Origin of the sequence: Sporosarcina sp. P12(2017) (assembly GCF_002743035.1) — a bacterium.
Classification (GTDB): Bacteria; Bacillota; Bacilli; order Bacillales_A; family Planococcaceae; genus Sporosarcina; species Sporosarcina ureae.
In genome coordinates, this window is record NZ_PDYL01000020.1 from 1 (window position 1) to 20,182 (window position 20,182).

Genomic DNA, 20,182 nt, shown 5'->3' on the forward strand with positions numbered 1-20,182 from the left:
CCCGTTCCCATACCGAACACGGAAGTTAAGCTCTTCAGCGCCGATGGTAGTTGGGGGTTTCCCCCTGTGAGAGTAGGACGTTGCTAGGCACGAAGCCATTCCCTTTGGGGAGTGGCTTTTTTGTGTTTTATAATAGTGGAAAGAGATTGAATTGAGGATGATGTATTTGTACTTTACTCACTCATAGATCTGGGTTACTCGCTCTATTTATCATGATTAACGCTCTATTGTACTGCTTAACTGCTCAATGTATCAGGGGTAGTGCTCTATCGTTCCACTTAACCGCTCAAAGAGTCACGACGAGCGCTCAATCACTCTGCATAATCGCTCAATGAATAATAACCACCGCTCTATCACCCCGCTATACCACTTAATAAACCTCATCAACTACTCTACCGCTCGAGCACCATCCTCCATAACCATTACCAGTATTCTAATATGAAGTAAAACAGGCTAGAGAATTGAAACAATAATAATAGAATCCATGTCATAAAGCCCATGGATTAGATGGTAAATATCTCTATTCAATTAGATTGAAGCTGGCTCACTAATCATACGGAATAGTATATATCATCTTCACTTTCATAGCGTACAGCAATGGAATGCCCATTGTCTGATTGGAATTTAAGTGCGGTAGTGTCTAGGTCACCAGTAAGTATAGAAAACGAATGTCGATCTTGTTGGGAGGGTAGAAGAGAATAGTGGATAATATCATGGATAAGAGAAGACATTTCTTCGTACGATGTAAAAATATAATACCCATTGACCATATATGCCGGCATACTGCTCATCTCCTAAATAAATAGAATGAAGACACGAGCGACGGGAAAGGAAAAGTAAATAATTATCTATTCAGCAAGTACTAGAGCGCTGACTTCAAAGTATAAAGCCCGAAGTATACTATATGAATCAACAACTATACATGTGGATAGAAAAATCATTCTACAGTTATTATATAGTAGACTTATATAAAATACTATTGAGTATTGTCGGAAAATTTAAAATGGTAAAATAGATTATTTTTTTAAATTGTACATAGTTTGCATGAATGCTAACAATGCATTTTTATCTGTGTCAGATAACCTTATACCGTTGAAGGATATTTGTTCTTGCAATAAATTCTCTAGTTCAAGTTCTTGAGACGGCTTATTATTTTTAGATGAAGAGATAGCTTGATTTACTGTTCCATTAGGCAGATAACCTGCCAATATTAATAACTCATTTTTATCTGCTTCTAACGCTGCCGCTAGTGCACAAATCGTTTCACGAGAAGGGTTATATCTACCTTTTTCCAATGAAGCGATGAAAGAGTAGCTCAGATCAGCTAGGTCTGCCAAATAACGTAAAGTCATTTGTCTCTGTTCACGTAATTTTCGTAGGCGTTTTCCAAATTCGTTCAAATAGATCCTCTCCTTAGCCATTTGTAATTTAATATTGAAGAGTATGTACTACTATCATAACCTATATATTGATAAATAACAGAAAATACTGGAATGAATTTTTTAGGTAAAAAGACTTCACTTGAAAATGCACAAAACGTTGAAAAAAATAAATTTGAAAGACTATACTACCAAAAAACTAAGTAGAAAAGAAGTTGAATATTTCACTACTACTAAACCGTATTTTATGCTATATAACCATTTTACACAATTTCTATATGTACTTCTATACTCCATGTACCTCAGTTTAGTAATTTATAGAGTAATATCCAACATATTAACCGAAATTAAAGAATAACAAACTTCTCTGTTCATTTCATATTAAAATAATTGGTGCAATTAACTAATAAATGTGTTGACAAAAAGTACAAAACAACATATTATGTGTTGTGAGGCTGAACAAAAGTTTTTTTGCTCAATTTGTTTAGAAAAACAACACATAATTAATTACTGAAGAGGGGGTAATAAATAACCTTATTAAAATTGAAAACAACCTTGTACTATGTGAATGTCTATTCTTACATCTATCTGAATGTACTAAGTTCACAGTTCAGTTCCAATGAAGAGCTAGTGGTCTAAGGCATGAACGATAGGTATTGCAATGAAATAATAGTTATAAGATCTGTAACATAAATCAAATGTACTAATAAAATATTATATTAGCAGCTCTGAATTTCCTATTAACATGAGTCGATTAGAATACTTCCTACAAACTCTGAACTATATATTCAAGTCTTACGTATAAAAGTCTCAAAATTATGATGATACAGAAAGTGTAGGTGTTGAGAATGCGTTATGAAAATTGGAAATCTCATAGGCTTAGCAAATTAAAATCTACTTCGCTACTGTTACTTCTCAGTTCTTTATTAGTGGTAGGAGGATGTTCACCATTGTTTGGTGGTGAAAAGAGCGGTGATTCAGCAGCGGTTGCGCTAGCCAGTGAAAAGATAGATCCATATGTGGGTGAGAAAAGTGAAGTTCTTTCTTATGTATGGACTACTAGGAAGGAATTATCTCTTACATTTAACGGAATGGCTGACAAAAAGACGATGGTTTCACTTTTGGATGCACTAGAGCAAAACAATATTCCAGCCACATTCTTTTTGCCGGGCATTCGGGTAGCAGAAGAGCCTGAAATCGCCAAAATGATTTTAGATCGTGGCCATGAAATTGAAAACAACACACTAAATCAAAAGGATCTTCGCAATATAAGTTATGAGCAACTGTATAGAGAAGTCAAGCTCAGTAATGAAGTAATTCAGAAGGAAACCGGTATAACGCCTCGTTATGTCAGAACGAGGTCAGGTGAATACAATGAGGATCTTCAAGCCATAACAGCACAGCTTGGCATGGATGCGGTTATCAATTACACGATCAACCCACGGGAAGGGGATATGCAGAGTGCTAAATCAATCGGCGAATATATTGAAAGGTATATAACACGCGGGTCTATCATTTCCATGCATACGGATATTAATCCTGAAGTTGTTGGTGCTATTCCGTATATCGCGAAAGCCGTTGAAAAAACAGGTTATAAATTAATCCCACTAAAAGAACTTGTTGATAGAGGTACTAAGCGTAAGCCACTTGAACAAATCGCAGGTTATGATGAAATTAAAATTAATCCAAACTATAGAGATGTTAAACCAAATATCTTCTCTGATGCTCCTACGGAAGAAAAAGTGATCGCACTTACGTTTGATGACTGGGCAAGCGATTACACAGTAACAAAGATTCTCGATATTTTGAAAAGGGAGAAAGTGCCTTCCACGTTCTTCTTGATTGGTAAAGGTGTAGAGAAGAATCCAAACTTAGCACGCGCTATTTATGAGCAAGGCCATGAAGTTGCAAGTCACTCTTACGGCCATGAGGTAGTAACAGGGATGACACCTGAAGAACTACAAGAGGATTTGGTTAAAGCGCATAAAGTGATTACAGAAGCGATTCAAGCGAAACCGACTATGCTGTTCCGTCCTGCTACTGGTGAAATAGATGAAAATACAGCAAAAATTGCAATGGCGACAGGTTATAAAAGCATTGCGTTATACGATGTCACACCATTTGACTGGGATACAGCAAACGATGCCGATGAAATTGTCAAACGTATTGTCAACAAACGGGGAGATGGAAGTGTCATTGTACTTCACATCTTGGATGGCACGCAGACGATTGAAGCCCTTCCTAAAGTTATCCATACATTACGCGAACAAGGCTACACATTTAAACACATGACAGAATTAATGCGAATGAAGAATAACTAAAAGATGGAGATGGTATGAATGGCTAATTCATTATACGAGCAAATTATGTATAAACAAGAAAAGATTGCAGTCGTTGGTTTAGGTTACGTCGGACTGCCAGTAGCTATCGCTTTTTCTGAAGTGGCTGATGTAATAGGATTCGATGTCAGTGAAAAAAAGATTGAACAGTTACTTGCTGGAATTGACGTAACAGGTGATGTTGGAGATGAACGAGTCCGTGATACGAGCATGTTATTCACATCAAATGAAAAGGACTTGCAAGAAGCCAAGTTTTTTGTCGTGGCAGTTCCAACACCTATTCAGGCTGGAAATCTTCCCGACTTGAAAGCTCTTCAGTTGGCCAGCCAGGTGGTAGGACGAAATATGAGGAAGGGATCAGTCGTAGTCTATGAGTCAACTGTATATCCCGGAGTTACAGAGGAAGTGTGCATACTTGAACTTGAAGCTGCATCCAACCTGAAATTTGGTACGGATTTTACAGTAGGATATTCACCAGAGCGCATAAATCCAGGTGATCAAGTCCATCGATTGGAAAACATTATTAAAATTGTCTCTGGCAGTGATGAGGAAACACTAAATACTGTAGCAAGTGTATATGAAATGATTATAAATGCTGGCGTATACCGTGCGGAATGCATCAAAGTAGCGGAAGCTGCAAAAGTTATCGAAAATGCACAGCGGGATATTAACATCGCTTTTATGAATGAACTCTCCATGTTGTTCAATCAAATGAAAATCGATACGCAGGCGGTACTGCGTGCAGCAAAAACGAAGTGGAATTTCCTACCGTTTTCTCCCGGATTAGTAGGCGGTCACTGCATAGGAATTGATCCTTATTATTTAACGTATAAAGCAGAGGATTGCGGATATCGATCTAAAATACTACTAGCAGGGCGCCATATCAATGATTCTATGGCAGCGTATATTTCCCAGCAAATACTCAAGACTCTTGTACAGCAGAAAGTGAATATGAACACCATCAGGGTAGGTGTACTAGGTCTTACTTTTAAAGAAGATTGTCCTGACTTCCGTAACACAAAAGTACTCGATATTATCAAGGAATTAAAGGAGTACGGAATCGATCCAATTGTCGCAGATCCATTGGCGGATCCCCAGGCGGTCAAAGAACAATGTGACATCACACTTGCCTCCATTGATGAATTCAAAGACTTGCACGCAGTGATCGTGGCAGTACCACATGAAACATACAGGGGGCTTATGTTGGAAGATTTTCAGCAAATGTTCAAAACAGAATCTACTCAATTACTGGTAGATATAAAAGGTATCTTTAATAAAAAAGAATTTGAAGACCAGAATATTCGGTATTGGAGTCTATAAGAAAGGTGTGGAATTATGGTGAAAGAAATATCAAATGCCAAAACAATAGGTAGATACACTAGTGAATCGACCCTTCTTCCAAACATTCCAATACTGCAAAGAGATGAAGAAGGAAAAATAATCCAAGCAAATCGACTGTTGAAGGATTCCTACTCATGTGATTTCAACGTAATAATGAAAGATAAAAAAGTCGGTAGCAAAATGAAAGTGAAAGCTATTGAAATATCCAAAAAAGAGCTGATTGTGGACTTCGACTCGTCCATGAATTCACTGAAGGCCGGCGATGTCGTAAACTTACGTTTTAAAATACCTAAAGGAACGATGGAGGAAGAATACGAGTCGACGGTGAGAATTCGAGGAACAGTTAGTTGGCGGGAAGTGAAGATGCCGAATGACGAAATCACTTGGAAGCTGGTCTTCAAATTCGTTCAGTCACTGGATTCTTACTTCCAGCGAGTAAAGTGGAGATTTATTACTACCTTCACACTTGCCAGTCTTTTACTTGTCTCATTCTTTATTGTATTAATGCGCTTTGAAAGTCTAGTCTATTTCAAGTTTAATAAGTTCATTTATTTCTATAGTCTGATTGCAGCTACATTTTTGCTAACCCGGTATATATTTGGTGCTTTCTATAGGAATGTACCAATTAACTCTAATTATCGTCCAGGTGTTTCTATTATTATTCCGGTTTTTAATGAAGAAGAGTGGATTCAAAAAACGATATACGGTTGTCTGAATCAAAACTATCCAATCGATAAACTAGAAGTAATCGTCGTCGATGATCAGTCTACGGATCTCACGGTAGAAAATATTTGGAAGGCAGTAGAAAAGTTAGAAAGTGAAGACGAAGTATACAGAATTAAAGAACGCTTACAAGTATACGTGATGCCGAAAAATGGGGGGAAACGGAAGGCATTAGTAGATGGTGTCGCAATGGCCAAACATGATCTCGTCGTTTTTGTCGATTCGGATAGTATCTTGAAACCTAATGCTATTTTGAATTTAGTCCAGCCGTTTCAAGATCCTAAAATGGGGGGAGTCGCAGGGAGGACAGATGTTGAAAATAAATATACAAACAGTATTACTAAATTACAAGTCGTACGTTATTACATTGCTTTCCGCGTCATGAAAGCAGCCGAATCATACTTTGACTGTGTCACTTGTTTATCGGGTCCACTGTCTTGCTATAGAAAGTCTTTAATTATCGAAAACCAAGACAATTGGCTAAATCAAACTTTCTTAGGACAGCCAGCAACATTTGGTGATGACCGCAGTATGACCAACTATATTCTACAAACACATCGCACGGCATACCAAGACAAGGCAATTTGTTCAACAGTTGTACCTGATAAATTTGGTGTGTTTTTAAAGCAGCAAATGCGCTGGAAACGCTCTTGGTTGCGTGAATCACTACGAGCAGGAACATTTATTTGGAAGAAGGAAGTATTGATGGCTCTGTTCTTTTATGTGGGTCTGATTGTACCAATTGCAGCACCGGTTGTCGTACTATACAACTTAGTCTATGTGCCGCTGTTTCATGGAATAGTGCCCACAACTTTCCTGATGGGACTATTTCTTATGGCCTTTATGATGAGCGCCACCTACTTGTTCTTTAAGAAAAGCAGTCTGTGGGTCTTCGGATTTGTCTTTGTTTTGATGTATGAGGCTGTTCTATTGTGGCAGATGCCTGTTGCATGGGTGACATTTTGGAAGTCAACTTGGGGAACGCGCGATACGCCACAGGATATTGAAGCGCGTGAGAAGAAGTTGGGAAAGAAGCAGAAAAAGGATCCTCTAACTATCAAATCATAACTATATGTATTTGTAGACAAGGAGAATGACATATGAAACGAAAAAGTAATGAAATATTAGATTATGAAAAGAAGAATCGACATAAAGTCAGACGATCAATTTTTCAATTGTGTATTTTGTTGGTTATTGTTTTCCTTGTGTTCCAAACGTTTGTCGAAATGAATCATTATGATGCATCAGACACTAAAGAGTGGAAGAACAAGCGAGGTTTTATTGCTCTTTCGTATCCAGGAGTATCAAGGGATGGGTCTGACTCTCTATTTGCAAAAAAACAATTGCAACAACAACTGGAAGCATTGATGGAACAAGGATACGAGACAATCTCTCAACAAGATATTCTAAATTTCTACAATAACAAGAAACCGTTGCCTGAAAAAGCATTGTTCCTTGCCTTCGAAGATGGACGTACGGATACGAGTGTATTCGTTAATCCACTGTTGAAGAAGTATAACTACAAAGCGACATTGCTCTCTTTTACCAACAAATTAGACGAGAACGATAAGCGTTTTCTTCAACCTTCACATCTAAAACAGATGCAAAATAGTGGCTTTTGGGAATTAGGTAGTAATGGTAACCGTTTAACATACATTAATATCTTCAATAAAGAGGGGACATTCTTGAATATTCGAGATGACGAAGAAATACTGAGTAAAGACGAAATCAATTCGTACAATCACTTTTTAATGGACTTCATTCGCGACCAGAACTTGATTCCGAGTGAGAACCGAGTGGAAATGGAGAAGCGCATTACAAATGACTATGAAGAGATGCGTAATGTGTATCAAAAACAATTGGGTACTATGCCTGGCGTCTACATGATTATGCATGCAAACGGTCTGTATAATACAGCAAATAAATTGGTTACAGAAGTCAATGACAAAGAGATTAGAAAGACATTTGATATGCACTTCAATCAAGAAGGGGATGCATACAACACAAGAGATAAAGAACTATATAATCTAAGCCGCGTGCAGCCAAAGACATCTTGGTCAACGAATCATTTACTCATGAAGATTCTAAGTGATACAAATCAAAAAGTAGATTTCGTAAAAGGTAATGAGAAACAAGCCAAACAGTGGAAGACAATTGAAAGCGCAGCGGAGTTTCATGATAATACAATCACTCTTACTTCAAAAGCAAGAAAGCATGGAAAGTTGGTACTGACAGAAAGCACCAACAAGGATATACAGTTCACAGGAAAAGTGGGAGGTACTGCTGAAGGCCAACAATCCATATACTTACGACGTAGTGATAATGGCGATTCATATGTAAAAATAGCATTTGAAAACGATCAACTAGTGATTGAAGAAAAGGTGGCAGGGCAGTTGAAAGAGTTACTTGCAACAAAACCAATTCCGAAAGTCACAATGAAGCAAATAACGGATCAAGATAAAACTACCTCAGAAATAGAAGATAAAGCACAACGACAAAAATTATTTAATGAAAAGAAATTAATAATTGAACTTCAAGATAATAAATTAAACATCTGGCTGAATGACAGAAAGGTCGTCAATAAGCTAGTCGTCAATCGAGAGATCCAAGCTGGAAAACTAGCACTAGGTTCTACATCGATACCAGGAGAATTTAATGATCCAATTCATGATGCACAGTTCAGTGATGTGACGATTGCTTCTTTGGCTAACAGCGATGTTGCGCAGACGATATTATTTACAAATGAAATACAAAAACCACAGCAACTAATGTATACGTTTGTTGGATCAATTAAGTCGGCAATGAACTGGGTAGTTGATAATTTCTAATATCTGGCATGAACTGAAAAGGCGGAGATTTCATTGCTTACTAATAAAAAAATATTACTCATTGTAATTTCCTGTTTCTTTGTTAGTGGATGCCAGGAAAAAAAGCAGCAAACTATGGATGTATCAGTTCTAGATGAATTGGAATTTTCAGCTTGGGTGACGGAATGGCAATGGCAAAGTGGTGTGGAAGACCTCCGACAAGTTCAAGGTGTAGATAGGGCACAGGTTTTTGCAGCCTATTTTGATGAAGAGGATCACGTGTACTTGCGAGACAAAATGGACGATGCTATTGACGCTATGAAGAAACTATCAAAGGAACGTAATATACCTCTCGATTTAACGATTGTAAATGACCAGTTTCTACCTGATGGAACAGTCGTGCACAAAGATTCTGAGTTAATTGGACGCTTGGTAGAAACACCAGAAAGTCGCAAAAGACATATTGATAATATTTTGGAATATGTCGATGCCTATCAATTTGAAGGTCTAGAAATAGACTATGAAAATATAAGTAAAGAAGACCTACCCAACTTGCTTCAATTTTATAAAGAGCTATATGACGTTCTTCAAGCACAAGGAAAACCGTTACGTATTCTATTGGAACCAAATTTACACGTGGAACAATATAATTTTCCGGTAGGACCAGTCTACGTCATGATGGCATATAATTTATATGGAGGCCATTCGGAGCCGGGTCCGAAAGCAGATGACGAATTCATCCGAATAGTAGTGAATAAAATGAAAACTCTACCTGGCCAACCGGTTATCGCCCTATCAACTGGCGGTTTTAGTTGGCTGCACGGAAAAGATGAGATGAAAACCCTAACTGAAACAGAGGCAGAAGATCTTGCTGAGAAAAGCAAAGTTATACCTATGAGAGATCCATCCAGTGGCGGTATGTACTTTGATTACCAGGATAAACATGGTGAAACGTTCACTGTTTGGTACGGAGATCGGCAGACTTTGTACCAATGGATGAAAATTGCAGCCGAAGAGGGGCAAATGAGGGTTTCATTATGGCGAATGGGTGGAATGGAAACATCCACATTGGAGTTCCTGAATAAAGCAGTCAATTACAAAGCGAGAGTGAGAGGAGAAAATGGGATGTTTGCCAATCATATAAAAGAACTCAGGAAAGAAATGAACCTGACGCAGGCTGAACTGGCTGAGCGGGTAGGCATCGGGCGTACAGCATTATCCAAAATAGAGAATGGAGCTTACTATCCAAGCGCTAAAACAATGAAGAAAATTTCAGATGTGCTCAATAAACCAATCGGAGAAATATTTTTTAATACAAATATTTCGTGAGGATACACAGATCGCTATGAATGCTTTAACAAAAGATATGTGGAGCAACTTTTCAAGCACCATATATCTTTTATTATGGCGGCATCGATCCTAGATACAACGAATCAAAGAATATACGACACATTTCTAGTGAATTAGGAAAGTCTCGTTCGCTTGAAGAATCTGAAGGGGATTTTTTATAGAGAGTGATATAGAAGGAGATATACATTATCACGATCCTTCCTTGTCGCTGTCGTGTTACAAGCAATATTACAGAAAACACATTCAGAGAAGTCTGTAGTAGTACTACATAAAAAATAACCGAAATACACTTACAGCAATTACAGCTGTAAGTATGGGTTCATACAAATAGCGATTCTCCTTTACTCAGGAGTGTCGCTTTTTGCTATACTGAATGAAAGTAAAGGAGTGCGTAATAGATGAAGTATCAAGAGCGTCCACTTGTGCAAGCTTTGCAGAATTTCCATGACCGGAGTCCTGTGTCATTCCATGTGCCTGGACATAAAGGTGGCGCATTATCCGATTTGCCAGTTGCTGTGCGTCAAGCCCTTGCATATGATTTGACGGAACTGACAGGACTCGATGACTTGCATGAAGCGACAGGAGCGATTAAAGAAGCAGAAGACAAGTTGGCATGTCTTTATGGAAGTGAACGGAGTTTCTTTCTGGTGAATGGTTCGACTGTAGGAAACCTGGCTATGCTGTATGCAACAGTTCAGCCTGGAGACTTGGTAATGGTACAACGTAATGCACATAAATCTATATTCAATGCACTGGAACTGACAAGTGCGAATCCAGTGTTTCTATCGCCAGATTGGGATGAACAGACGCAAACCGCTGGAACGGTTTCCTTGAAGACTGTAAAAGAAGCACTCGCACAGTATCCCGACGTAAAAGCAGCCGTTTTTACCACGCCTACTTATTACGGAATAATAAATAGAGATCTTAGACAGATTATAGAAGTATGTCATAGCTATAGTATACCAATTCTCGTTGATGAAGCGCATGGAGCACACTTTATAGTACATGACGCATTTCCAAAGAGCGCACTTGAACTCGGAGCAGATCTGGTCGTTCAGTCTGCGCATAAAACATTACCGGCGATGACGATGGCATCATTTTTACATATACGTTCAAAATTTGTAAAGGTAGAAAGAGTAGCACATTACCTCCAGATGTTACAGTCAAGCAGTCCATCTTATTTAATGATGGCATCTTTGGATGATGCAAGGTATTATGCAGAGACGTATGATGAAAAAGACTATGATAGCTTTCAATTGTATAGAAGGAATTTAATTCAAGGTCTATGCAACATGGCGCAGGTCGAAGTTGTGGAAACTGACGATCAACTGAAGTTGCTCATACGCGCAGCAGGTCATACGGGATACGTCTTGCAAGAGGCATTGGAGCAGCAGGGCATTTATCCTGAGTTGGCGGATCTATACCAAGTGTTGCTTGTACTGCCATTGGTGAAAGCAGGGGATGAAGAATATTTCGGTGACGTGGTGGACAAATTTAAGAAAGCGATGGACTGCGTAGCGAAGAAAGAGATTACCTCAGTACGGATCAATAACTCTTTGTCAAACAGTTCTCCATCATCGGTAGTATATACAGCAAATCAGCTTCATACGATGGATATGGAATGGGTAAGTATGCAGAGCGCAATTGGAAAAGTGGCAGCGGCCGCAATTATTCCGTACCCGCCAGGCATTCCACTTTTATGTGCTGGAGAGCGTATTAACCAAGAACACATGGTACAAATATACGATCTATTAATGGCCGGTTGTAGATTTCAAGGAGCCATCAATCGAGAGATGAAACAAATAAAAGTAGTTTTTGAATAGATAGGGGAAAAGAAGATGACAGGATTATTCATTAGTTTTGAAGGGCCGGAAGGGGCTGGTAAAACTACCGTATTGCAAAAAGTAGCAGAGCGCTTAATGGCACATGGAGAAGATGTGGTTATGACACGAGAACCGGGTGGAATTCCTATTGCAGAAAAAATTCGAGAAGTCATCTTGGATTCAACTCACAGTGCGATGGACGGCAAGACGGAAGCGTTGCTGTATGCGGCTGCGCGTAGACAACATTTAGTAGAGAAAATTATACCTGCTCTGAAACAAAATAAAATTGTATTATGTGATCGTTTCATTGACAGTTCATTAGCATATCAAGGATTTGCACGTGGACTAGGCGTAGATGAAGTACTAGCAATCAACTTGTTCGCGATTGAGGAATATATGCCCGATTGCACAATATTCTTCGATGTGCCACCTGAAGTAGGATTAACTCGGATATGGAAAGACAAAGATCGTGAACAGAACCGTCTGGACTTGGAAACGCTGGAGTTTCATGAGAAAGTGTACAAAGGCTATCTGGAAGTGATACTAGGGAATGAAGGGCGAATCCAGGTGGTGGATGCACAACTATTACCAGCACAAGTAATTGAAAATGTTTGGCAAATTGTAAGTTCAGAAGTCAACTTACATAAGAATCCATGATATAATAAAGAAGAAATATATTTTTTTAAGAAATCGGAAAAGGGGAGAGTACTTTGAAACTGATTGTAGCAGTGGTACAGGACCAGGATAGTAACCGATTATCTTCTGCATTGACTAAAAGTGATTTTCGGAATACAAAATTAGCCAGTACAGGTGGATTTCTTCGCGCAGGTAACACAACGTTTCTAATGGGTGTGGAGGATGACTTAGTCTCCAAGGCATTGGATTTAATTCGTGATAATTGTCGTTCTCGCGATCAAATGGTCGCACCAGTTTCACCAATGGGTGGTAATGCTGATTCATATATTCCGTACCCAATCGAAGTTGAAGTAGGGGGAGCTACTGTATTTGTCTTGCCAATTGAACAGTTCCACCACTTTTAATCTAGAGGTGAATGCTGATGAAAGTCAATGGTGAATACCGTACAGGATTGGATAAGTTACCTCCTGATCCCCTTCGGCATACACAAGGTAATGCCAAATTTGGACAAATGGTAGAAAAACAAGGATTGCGTCTGCAAGGAGAACAGATTACACGGTTGTTTGGGGACATCTCAAGTGCCGGGGATCGACTCGCAAGATCTCGGAATTTACGTGATATGGCGAAGTACAAGATGCTAATCAAACGTTTCTTGAAAGAAGCAGTAGATTCAGGTATTGAGTTAACACAATCTCATACATGGAACCAATTCGGTGAAGGTCGCCGGTTGAATCTTGTCCAAACAATAGATGAAAAACTAATCGCGTTGACGGAAGCGCTGTTGGATGAAGAAGAATCATCCATTGATTTACTTGCCAAAATAGGTGAAATCAAAGGTCTTCTTGTCAATTTATATACGTGATCCCGTGCCGCAATCATATGTAGCACGGGGTTTTTTGCAACATCTTTACCAACTAAGGAGGGGCTTGCATGTCACAGAAGTTGCACGACCATGCATTGCAGTCTCAGAAGCAAGTTATTGATAGACTAACTATGATTCACAAAAGACAGCGTATTGGACATGCCTATATATTTGATGGTTCAAATGGTGCAGGAAAAGAAGCGGTTGCGCAATATTTTACGAAATTATTATTATGTATGGATCCAAAAGAAAATGTTCCATGTGAAACATGTCACTCGTGTAAACGTATAGAATCGGGTAATCATCCAAATGTAGTACTAATCAGACCCGATGGACAGGACATCAAAAAGGATCAAATGTCTGAGTTGATTATGAAAATGACGAAAAAAGGATATGAAGAAGGACGGAAAGTATATGTGATTGTGAATGCGGAAAGAATGAATTCTTCAGCAGCCAATACATTGCTGAAGTTTCTAGAAGAACCTGAAGGAAACGTCACAGCTATTTTGCTTACAAACTCCTATCCATCCATATTGCCGACAATTCAATCACGTTGTCAGCGGATTTCACTACAGTCGATGAATCGTCAAAATAGTATTGAAAGTCTCGTAGAAAAAGGAGTTACAGCCTCTATGGCATCCACTGTAACGATGATGACAGCAAATGTCGAAGCGGCTTATGAAATGGCACAAGAAGATTCCTTTGTACAGAGACGGAGATTAGTGTTAAAATTAGTAGAGGCAATTGAACAGCGAACTCCAGGTGAGGCATTGTTGTTCATTCAGACAGATTGGATGCCTTTCATGAAGGAGAAAAGTGATTGTGAACAAGGACTCGATTTACTTCTCTTTGCATACCGTGATATTGTGGCGGTCAAAGCAGGGTTGCAGTCGACTATATCCTATCCCGATCAATTGGAAGTCTTCACAGGACATTCTGTCAAAAATACTTATAGCAGTTTAACTGTTAAAATAGATGCCGTCTTGCAGGCGAAAAAACGATTGCATCAAAATATGAATCGTACGCTTTTACTAGAACAATTGGTGCTTACTATGCAGGAGGGGTTATTGTTTGTTTAAAGTCGTAGGCGTCCGCTTTAAAAAAGCGGGAAAGTTATATTATTTTGACCCATTGGATATGCCGATTGAAATTGGCGACTATGTTATTGTGGAAACCGCAAGAGGCGTAGAGTACGGTAAAGTAGCCAGTCGAAGTAATGAAATAGATGATGAAGATGTCGTCTTGCCACTGAAAAAGATCATTCGTCTTGCAGATGAGGGTGATCGTGAACGTGTGAAAGAAAATGAGCAAGAAGCAAATGAAGCATTTGATGTCTGCGTAGAAAAAATTACAGAACATCAATTGGATATGCGTTTAGTAGATGTAGAATATACATTTGACCGAAATAAAATTGTGTTTTACTTCACTGCTGAAGGTCGTGTGGACTTTCGTAATCTAGTGAAGGATCTTGCCGCCATTTTCCGGACGAGAATTGAATTGCGCCAAATTGGTGTACGAGATGAGGCAAAAATGCTAGGCGGTATTGGACCGTGTGGTAGAATGCTTTGCTGTTCAACATTTTTAGGTGATTTTGAGCCGGTATCCATTAAGATGGCAAAAGATCAAAACCTTTCGCTGAACCCATCGAAGATTTCCGGTCTATGCGGTCGCTTGATGTGTTGTCTGAAGTATGAAAATGACGCATATGAAGAAGCAAAAGCGTTAATGCCTGATCTTGGTAAACAAGTAATTACACAAGATGGAGTAGGAAAAGTAGTCGGACTGAACTTATTGGAGCGTGTGCTTCAAGTGAATATACCAGCATTTGAACGAGTAGTAGAATATGCGTGGAGCGAGATTGAGGACTTACAGAAAGAAACAGCTCAATTGACTAAATGATGAGGTGGAACAGTTGAAAGAAGTGAACTTTCTTGACAGGGTAATGGAGTTTGAACAACAGTTGGATTCTATGCAAAAACAATTCAGGGAACTCATTGGATTTGTTGCAAAGATGACTGAAGAAAACCACTCGCTTCGTCTGGAAAACCATCATCTGCGAACGCGACTCGATGAAATCGATAAGATTACACAAGAAATAGAAGAGGCCGCGCGTGATGAACGTCCAAAGAAGCTTGATGTGGGCGAAGGCGTAGACAATCTGGCTCGCTTGTACAATGAAGGTTTTCATGTGTGCAATGTACATTACGGCAGTAGCCGTAAAGGTGAAGATTGTCTATTCTGCCTGTCATTCTTAAATAAACAGAACGGTTGAGAGGTCAATTCCTATTTTTAGGTATTGGCTTTTTCTTTTGAATGAAGGAGTGTAGATTGTGGACCTACAAAGTGATGAACGACTGGATTATTTATTAGCAGAGGACTTGCGCATCATTCAAAGTCCTTCTGTTTTTTCCTTTTCATTAGATGCAGTGCTGTTAGCACGTTTTGCCTATATGCCGTTTCGTGGTGGAAAAATTGTAGATTTGTGTACGGGTAATGGTGTAATTCCTTTGTTCTTGAGTGCTCGTACAAAAGGCGAAATCATTGGTATTGAATTACAAGAACGCTTAGCGGATATGGCGCAGAGAAGTATAGCGCTTAACGGTCTAGAAAAGCAGATTACGATTGAAAATGGGAACGTCATAGGTATTGCGAAAAAAATTGGTTATGAGTTGTATGATGCCGTTACATGCAATCCGCCTTATTTCCCGGCAAATGAAGCAAGTGCTAGAAATAAAAGTGAGTATTATACGATTGCTAGGCATGAAGTGGAGCTGACATTGGATCAAGCGGTGAAGTCTGCAAGTGAGTTGTTGAAACAAGGTGGAAAAGCAGCGTTTGTTCACCGTCCCGGTAGACTTCTCGACATCATTACATCGATGAGGCAGTATCGTCTAGAGCCAAAGCGCATTCGTTTCGTCTATCCGAAAGAAGGAAAAGAAGCGAATACACTATTAATCGAAGCCATTAAGGATGGAAAACCTGATCTGAAAATCCTACCTCCTTTATATGTCTACAGCGAAAATGGAGAGTATACAGAAGAAGTGAGGCAGTTATTGTATGGAGCAGAATGAACACTTCTTCTATGTTCTGACATGTAATGACGGATCGTATTATGCTGGATATACAAATGATTTAGAACGACGCTTGCGTGTACATAATGAAGGAAAAGGTGCAAAGTATACGAGAGGGCGCCTGCCTGTAAAATATATTTATCAAGAATCATTTGAAACGCAGCGACAAGCGATGCAAGCAGAATATCAGTTTAAGCAATTAACCCGAAAGGAAAAAGAACAGTATATAAAAAAGGAGCGGTCCATATGATTACGTCACAAAAGAGTGCCGAAGCAACAAAGTTCGGGAAGTTGTTCATTGTAGGCACACCAATCGGCAACCTCGAAGACATGACATTCCGTGCAGTCCGCATCTTACAGGAAGCTGATTATATTGCGGCCGAGGATACGCGTAATACGATCAAATTATGTAATCATTTTGAGATTACTACACAATTGATCAGCTATCACGAACATAATACACGTGTGGCGGGAGAAAGAATTATAGAACACCTTCAAGATGGGAAAGATATTGCTATTGTCAGTGATGCAGGAATGCCATGTATTTCAGACCCTGGTGCAGATCTTGTGGAACTAGCGATTGAACAGGGAATCGCTGTCGTTTCCGTTCCGGGACCGAACGCAGCTGTTACAGCATTAGTAGCTTCAGGCATTACACCGCAACCGTTTCTGTTTTTTGGGTTTCTATCGCGCCAAAAGAAAGAGCTAAAAACACAGCTGGAGAAATTACAGCGCTATGAAGAAACATTATTATTTTACGAGGCGCCACATCGTTTAAAACAGACATTGCGCAGTTTAGCAGAACAATTTGGGGACGAACGAAAGATTGTGATGGCTCGCGAATTGACGAAACGATTTGAAGAGTTGTTGAGAGGGACAATTGCAGAAGCAGTTGAGTGGGCAGAATCTAATGAAATTAGAGGCGAGTTCTGTTTGGTTGTGGAAGGTAATGAGAATGTGCAACACGAAGTCGCGACTGCTTGGTGGACAGACTTATCGATTAAGGAGCATGTCGAACATGTAATAGAAGAAAAGGAAATTCGTTCGAAAGATGCGATCAAGGAAGTGGCGGATATCCGTGAGTTGAGTAAACGGGATGTTTATCAGGCATATCACGTAGAATAAGACAAAAAAATCCTGAACGCGTAAGCGATCAGGATTTTTTACAAATCAATTGATTTTATTTTGAATTTCATCCATCAATTGTTTTGCGCCTTCAGGACTCAAAATTAACTTACCGTCGATCAGACGAAGGTTATCATCTGACACTTCTCCTGTAATAGAGCATGTCATATTCGGCATGTACTTTTTCAAGATAATTTTGTCGTCGTCCACGTATATTTCTAGCGCGTCTTTTTGCTCAATACCGAGCGTACGACGAAGTTCAATCGGGATCACAACGCGGCCTAGCTCATCAACTTTTCGTACAATTCCAGTAGACTTCATGAAAAAAATTCCTCCTACACTCCTGATTTAGCATTCGTCAAAATTCGACATATTTCTCTTGTCTGTTAAATATCATACCAACTCTTCCAATAATCGTCAATCATCATAACTCAAATAAACACTATTAATTTTTAATAACTTTTTGACAGGTAAAAAATGAAAGATGTTGAAGGTATGAGGATTGCAGTCAGTGAGCAAGCTGAAAGAAGTTATAAAAACATACGGGTTCGGAGGAGAACATGGCACTTTTGTGCAACATCCTATAAAATGAATATATACATTAATTATTTGGAGGAATTACGCGTGGAGAATCAATCTAAAACATTTTACATCACTACACCTATTTATTATCCAAGTGGGAAATTTCACATAGGAACGGCATACACGACAATCGCATCGGACGCAATGGCGAGATATAAGCGTTTACGTGGCTATGATGTCAGATTTCTAACTGGAATGGACGAGCATGGCCAGAAAATTCAAGAAAAAGCGGAAGAAGAAGGCCTACCTCCAATTAAATATGTCGATGGCATTGCAGACATCGCGAAAGATTTGTGGAAACTGATGGATATCTCTTATGATGACTTGATCCGTACGACGGAAGATCGTCATAAGACAATCGTTGAAAAGATATTTAAGAAGTTCCTCGATAATGGAGATATTTATAAAGGACAGTATGAAGGATGGAAATGTGTTCCGTGTGAATCGTATTTTACCGAGTCTCAATTGGTAGATGGAAACTGTCCAGACTGTGGTCGTCCGGTTCACCGCGTAGAAGAAGAGTCATACTTCTTCAATATGAAAAAGTATGCAGACCGTCTTCTAGCGTATTACGAAGAAAACCCTACATTTATTGAACCTGAATCACGTAAAAATGAAATGATCAATAACTTCATCAAACCAGGACTTGAAGATTTATCTGTTTCCCGTATGTCATTCGACTGGGGAATTAAAGTGCCTGGAGATCCAAAACATGTGATTTACGTTTGGGTCGATGCATTGACGAATTACATTACAGCACTCGGTTATATGTCCGATGACGAGTCTTTATTCAATAAATACTGGCCTGCGGATGTTCATGTGGTTGGGAAAGATATCGTTCGTTTCCATACGATTTATTGGCCAATCTTCTTAATGGCACTCGATTTACCGTTGCCGAAGAAAGTATTTGCACATGGTTTCATCATGATGAAAGATGGCAAAATGTCGAAGTCTAAAGGCAATGTCGTCTATCCAGAAATGCTCGTTGAACGCTATGGCCTTGATGCTACACGTTACTTCTTGCTTCGTGAATTACCATTTGGTCAAGACGGTGTATTTTCACCGGAAGCATTTGTCGAGCGTATTAACTATGACTTGGCGAATGACTTAGGGAACTTATTGAATCGAACAATCTCTATGATTAATAAATATTTCGATGGTGAAGTCCTGACAGAAGGTCTTGTACCGACTGAATTTGATGCACCGTTACGCGACATGATCCAGCACACAGTGAAAAAATACGAGACATCTATGGAAAAGATGCAATTCAGTGTCGTACTTTCCGATGTGTGGGCATTAATTTCTCGTACAAATAAATATATCGACGAAACATCTCCATGGGTATTGGCAAAATCAGAAGAAGATCGCATGAAATTGGCGTCGGTTATGTACCACCTGGCGCTATCGCTTCATCATACAGCGGTACTTTTGCAGCCATTCATGACAAACGCACCAAAACAAATGGTAGAACAATTGGGTCTATCTGAAGAGTCATTGGGCTGGGTTACATTAGATGAAGGCTACGAGATTCCTGCAGGCACGACTGTCATCAACAAAGGTGTTCCGATCTTCCCGCGTTTAGAGACAGAAGTAGAAGTCGAGTACATCCGTAAACAAATGGCAATCACAGCACCTGCTGAAGTAGAAGAGAAAGTGGAAGAAGTGAAAGAAGAAACAAATGAAATTACGTTTGACGCATTCATGAATGTAGACATGCGTGTAGCAACTGTCACGGCGTGTGAAAAAATGCCAAAAGCCGACAAGTTGTTAAAGCTACAAGTGGACTTAGGCTACGAGCAGCGTCAAGTAGTGTCTGGCATTGCGCAGCATTACAGCGCTGAAGACGTAGTAGGCATGAAAGTAATCGTCGTAGCAAATTTGAAGCCGGTTAAACTGCGCGGAGAATTATCAGAAGGTATGATTTTAGCAGGCGAAAAAGATAGCGTGCTAAAACTTGCGACAGTTGATCCTGCATTAGAGAATGGTGCACAAGTAAAATAATTAATCACGTAATAAAGCTGTCATTAGAAGTTGGAATCAACGACTTCTCGTGGCAGTTTTTTTATTTTAGGCATCATGTAAGTGATTGGAGAGTAGGATGCGGAGTTATGTTGTTGTTGCGCATGAGTGATTAGTGCTTGTTG

Annotated in this window: 19 protein-coding genes and 1 rRNA gene; 17 read left to right on the forward strand and 3 right to left on the reverse strand. The window is 39.4% G+C overall.

Annotated elements, in window-relative coordinates:
* A 5S ribosomal RNA gene (rrf, locus tag CSV80_RS14715) occupies positions 1-89 on the forward strand; the annotation flags it as partial.
* A 462-nt stretch (positions 90-551) separates the two neighbouring features.
* Here rrf and CSV80_RS14720 read toward each other — a convergent pair.
* Both CSV80_RS14720 and CSV80_RS14725 read right to left on the reverse strand, forming a co-directional pair.
* The gene (locus CSV80_RS14720) at positions 552-782 is read right to left on the reverse strand and encodes a hypothetical protein (protein ID WP_099671439.1); all 231 of its coding nucleotides are present in this window, start codon (positions 780-782) and stop codon (positions 552-554) included.
* 234 nt (positions 783-1,016) lie between these two features.
* A complete protein-coding gene (locus tag CSV80_RS14725; RefSeq protein WP_158231923.1) occupies positions 1,017-1,400 on the reverse strand; it encodes a helix-turn-helix domain-containing protein in 384 nt (127 codons plus the stop codon).
* 929 nt (positions 1,401-2,329) lie between these two features.
* On the opposite strand from CSV80_RS14725, the gene CSV80_RS14730 reads away from it, so the two are divergent.
* The 15 genes from CSV80_RS14730 (at position 2,330) to rsmI (ending at position 17,456) form a co-directional block, all read left to right on the forward strand.
* The gene (locus CSV80_RS14730) at positions 2,330-3,700 is read left to right on the forward strand and encodes a polysaccharide deacetylase family protein (RefSeq protein WP_233201610.1); all 1,371 of its coding nucleotides are present in this window, start codon (positions 2,330-2,332) and stop codon (positions 3,698-3,700) included.
* A gap of 18 nt (positions 3,701-3,718) precedes the next feature.
* A complete protein-coding gene (locus CSV80_RS14735; protein ID WP_099671442.1) occupies positions 3,719-5,038 on the forward strand; it encodes a nucleotide sugar dehydrogenase in 1,320 nt (439 codons plus the stop codon).
* A 15-nt stretch (positions 5,039-5,053) separates the two neighbouring features.
* Positions 5,054-6,850 (forward strand): glycosyltransferase family 2 protein, encoded by a 1,797-nt coding sequence (locus tag CSV80_RS14740; protein WP_099671443.1) that lies wholly within the window; start codon positions 5,054-5,056, stop codon positions 6,848-6,850.
* 32 nt (positions 6,851-6,882) lie between these two features.
* Positions 6,883-8,610, forward strand: coding sequence for a polysaccharide deacetylase family protein (locus CSV80_RS14745; RefSeq protein WP_099671444.1), 1,728 nt, complete (start codon positions 6,883-6,885; stop codon positions 8,608-8,610).
* Positions 8,611-8,643: 33 nt separating this feature from the next.
* A complete protein-coding gene (locus CSV80_RS14750; RefSeq protein ID WP_099671445.1) occupies positions 8,644-9,918 on the forward strand; it encodes a helix-turn-helix domain-containing protein in 1,275 nt (424 codons plus the stop codon).
* Positions 9,919-10,337: 419 nt separating this feature from the next.
* Entirely contained in the window at positions 10,338-11,762 is a 1,425-nt protein-coding gene (locus tag CSV80_RS14755) for an aminotransferase class I/II-fold pyridoxal phosphate-dependent enzyme (protein ID WP_099671446.1), read from the forward strand.
* A gap of 15 nt (positions 11,763-11,777) precedes the next feature.
* Positions 11,778-12,419: a dTMP kinase gene (gene tmk, locus CSV80_RS14760; RefSeq protein WP_099671447.1), complete on the forward strand. Its 642-nt coding sequence runs from the start codon at positions 11,778-11,780 to the stop codon at positions 12,417-12,419.
* A 53-nt stretch (positions 12,420-12,472) separates the two neighbouring features.
* Positions 12,473-12,802, forward strand: a complete 330-nt coding sequence (locus CSV80_RS14765; protein ID WP_029054849.1) for a cyclic-di-AMP receptor — start codon at positions 12,473-12,475, stop codon at positions 12,800-12,802.
* Between the two features lie 17 nt (positions 12,803-12,819).
* Entirely contained in the window at positions 12,820-13,260 is a 441-nt protein-coding gene (locus CSV80_RS14770) for a YaaR family protein (protein WP_029054850.1), read from the forward strand.
* A gap of 68 nt (positions 13,261-13,328) precedes the next feature.
* The gene (gene holB, locus CSV80_RS14775) at positions 13,329-14,339 is read left to right on the forward strand and encodes a DNA polymerase III subunit delta' (protein WP_099671448.1); all 1,011 of its coding nucleotides are present in this window, start codon (positions 13,329-13,331) and stop codon (positions 14,337-14,339) included.
* Positions 14,332-15,159 (forward strand): PSP1 domain-containing protein, encoded by an 828-nt coding sequence (locus tag CSV80_RS14780; protein ID WP_029054852.1) that lies wholly within the window; start codon positions 14,332-14,334, stop codon positions 15,157-15,159. The genes holB and CSV80_RS14780 overlap by 8 nt, the downstream gene beginning before the upstream one ends.
* A 13-nt stretch (positions 15,160-15,172) precedes the next feature.
* Positions 15,173-15,532 (forward strand): DNA replication initiation control protein YabA, encoded by a 360-nt coding sequence (yabA, locus tag CSV80_RS14785; protein WP_029054853.1) that lies wholly within the window; start codon positions 15,173-15,175, stop codon positions 15,530-15,532.
* Between the two features lie 55 nt (positions 15,533-15,587).
* The gene (locus CSV80_RS14790) at positions 15,588-16,331 is read left to right on the forward strand and encodes a tRNA1(Val) (adenine(37)-N6)-methyltransferase (RefSeq protein WP_099671449.1); all 744 of its coding nucleotides are present in this window, start codon (positions 15,588-15,590) and stop codon (positions 16,329-16,331) included.
* Entirely contained in the window at positions 16,318-16,581 is a 264-nt protein-coding gene (locus tag CSV80_RS14795) for a GIY-YIG nuclease family protein (RefSeq protein WP_099671450.1), read from the forward strand. The genes CSV80_RS14790 and CSV80_RS14795 overlap by 14 nt, the downstream gene beginning before the upstream one ends.
* Positions 16,581-17,456, forward strand: a complete 876-nt coding sequence (rsmI, locus tag CSV80_RS14800; protein WP_099671489.1) for a 16S rRNA (cytidine(1402)-2'-O)-methyltransferase — start codon at positions 16,581-16,583, stop codon at positions 17,454-17,456. Before CSV80_RS14795 ends, rsmI begins: the two co-directional genes overlap by 1 nt.
* A gap of 45 nt (positions 17,457-17,501) precedes the next feature.
* Here the strand turns inward: rsmI and CSV80_RS14805 are convergent, their stop codons facing one another.
* Positions 17,502-17,777: a transition state genes transcriptional regulator AbrB gene (locus CSV80_RS14805; RefSeq protein WP_029054857.1), complete on the reverse strand. Its 276-nt coding sequence runs from the start codon at positions 17,775-17,777 to the stop codon at positions 17,502-17,504.
* Positions 17,778-18,044: 267 nt separating this feature from the next.
* Here CSV80_RS14805 and metG point away from each other — a divergent pair, with 267 nt between their 5' ends.
* Entirely contained in the window at positions 18,045-20,039 is a 1,995-nt protein-coding gene (gene metG / locus CSV80_RS14810; protein ID WP_099671451.1) for a methionine--tRNA ligase, read from the forward strand.
* Positions 20,040-20,182 lie beyond the last annotated feature (143 nt).

Coding starts and splice junctions, on each gene's coding strand:
- CSV80_RS14770 (WP_029054850.1), top strand. CDS start 12,820: ATGAAAGTCAATGGTGAATACCGTACAGGATTGGATAAGTTACCTCCT.
- holB (WP_099671448.1), top strand. CDS start 13,329: ATGTCACAGAAGTTGCACGACCATGCATTGCAGTCTCAGAAGCAAGTT.
- metG (WP_099671451.1), top strand. CDS start 18,045: ATGAATATATACATTAATTATTTGGAGGAATTACGCGTGGAGAATCAA.
- tmk (WP_099671447.1), top strand. CDS start 11,778: ATGACAGGATTATTCATTAGTTTTGAAGGGCCGGAAGGGGCTGGTAAA.
- CSV80_RS14735 (WP_099671442.1), top strand. CDS start 3,719: ATGGCTAATTCATTATACGAGCAAATTATGTATAAACAAGAAAAGATT.
- CSV80_RS14805 (WP_029054857.1), bottom strand. CDS start 17,777: ATGAAGTCTACTGGAATTGTACGAAAAGTTGATGAGCTAGGCCGCGTT.
- CSV80_RS14795 (WP_099671450.1), top strand. CDS start 16,318: ATGGAGCAGAATGAACACTTCTTCTATGTTCTGACATGTAATGACGGA.
- CSV80_RS14755 (WP_099671446.1), top strand. CDS start 10,338: ATGAAGTATCAAGAGCGTCCACTTGTGCAAGCTTTGCAGAATTTCCAT.
- CSV80_RS14740 (WP_099671443.1), top strand. CDS start 5,054: ATGGTGAAAGAAATATCAAATGCCAAAACAATAGGTAGATACACTAGT.
- CSV80_RS14720 (WP_099671439.1), bottom strand. CDS start 782: ATGCCGGCATATATGGTCAATGGGTATTATATTTTTACATCGTACGAA.
- CSV80_RS14745 (WP_099671444.1), top strand. CDS start 6,883: ATGAAACGAAAAAGTAATGAAATATTAGATTATGAAAAGAAGAATCGA.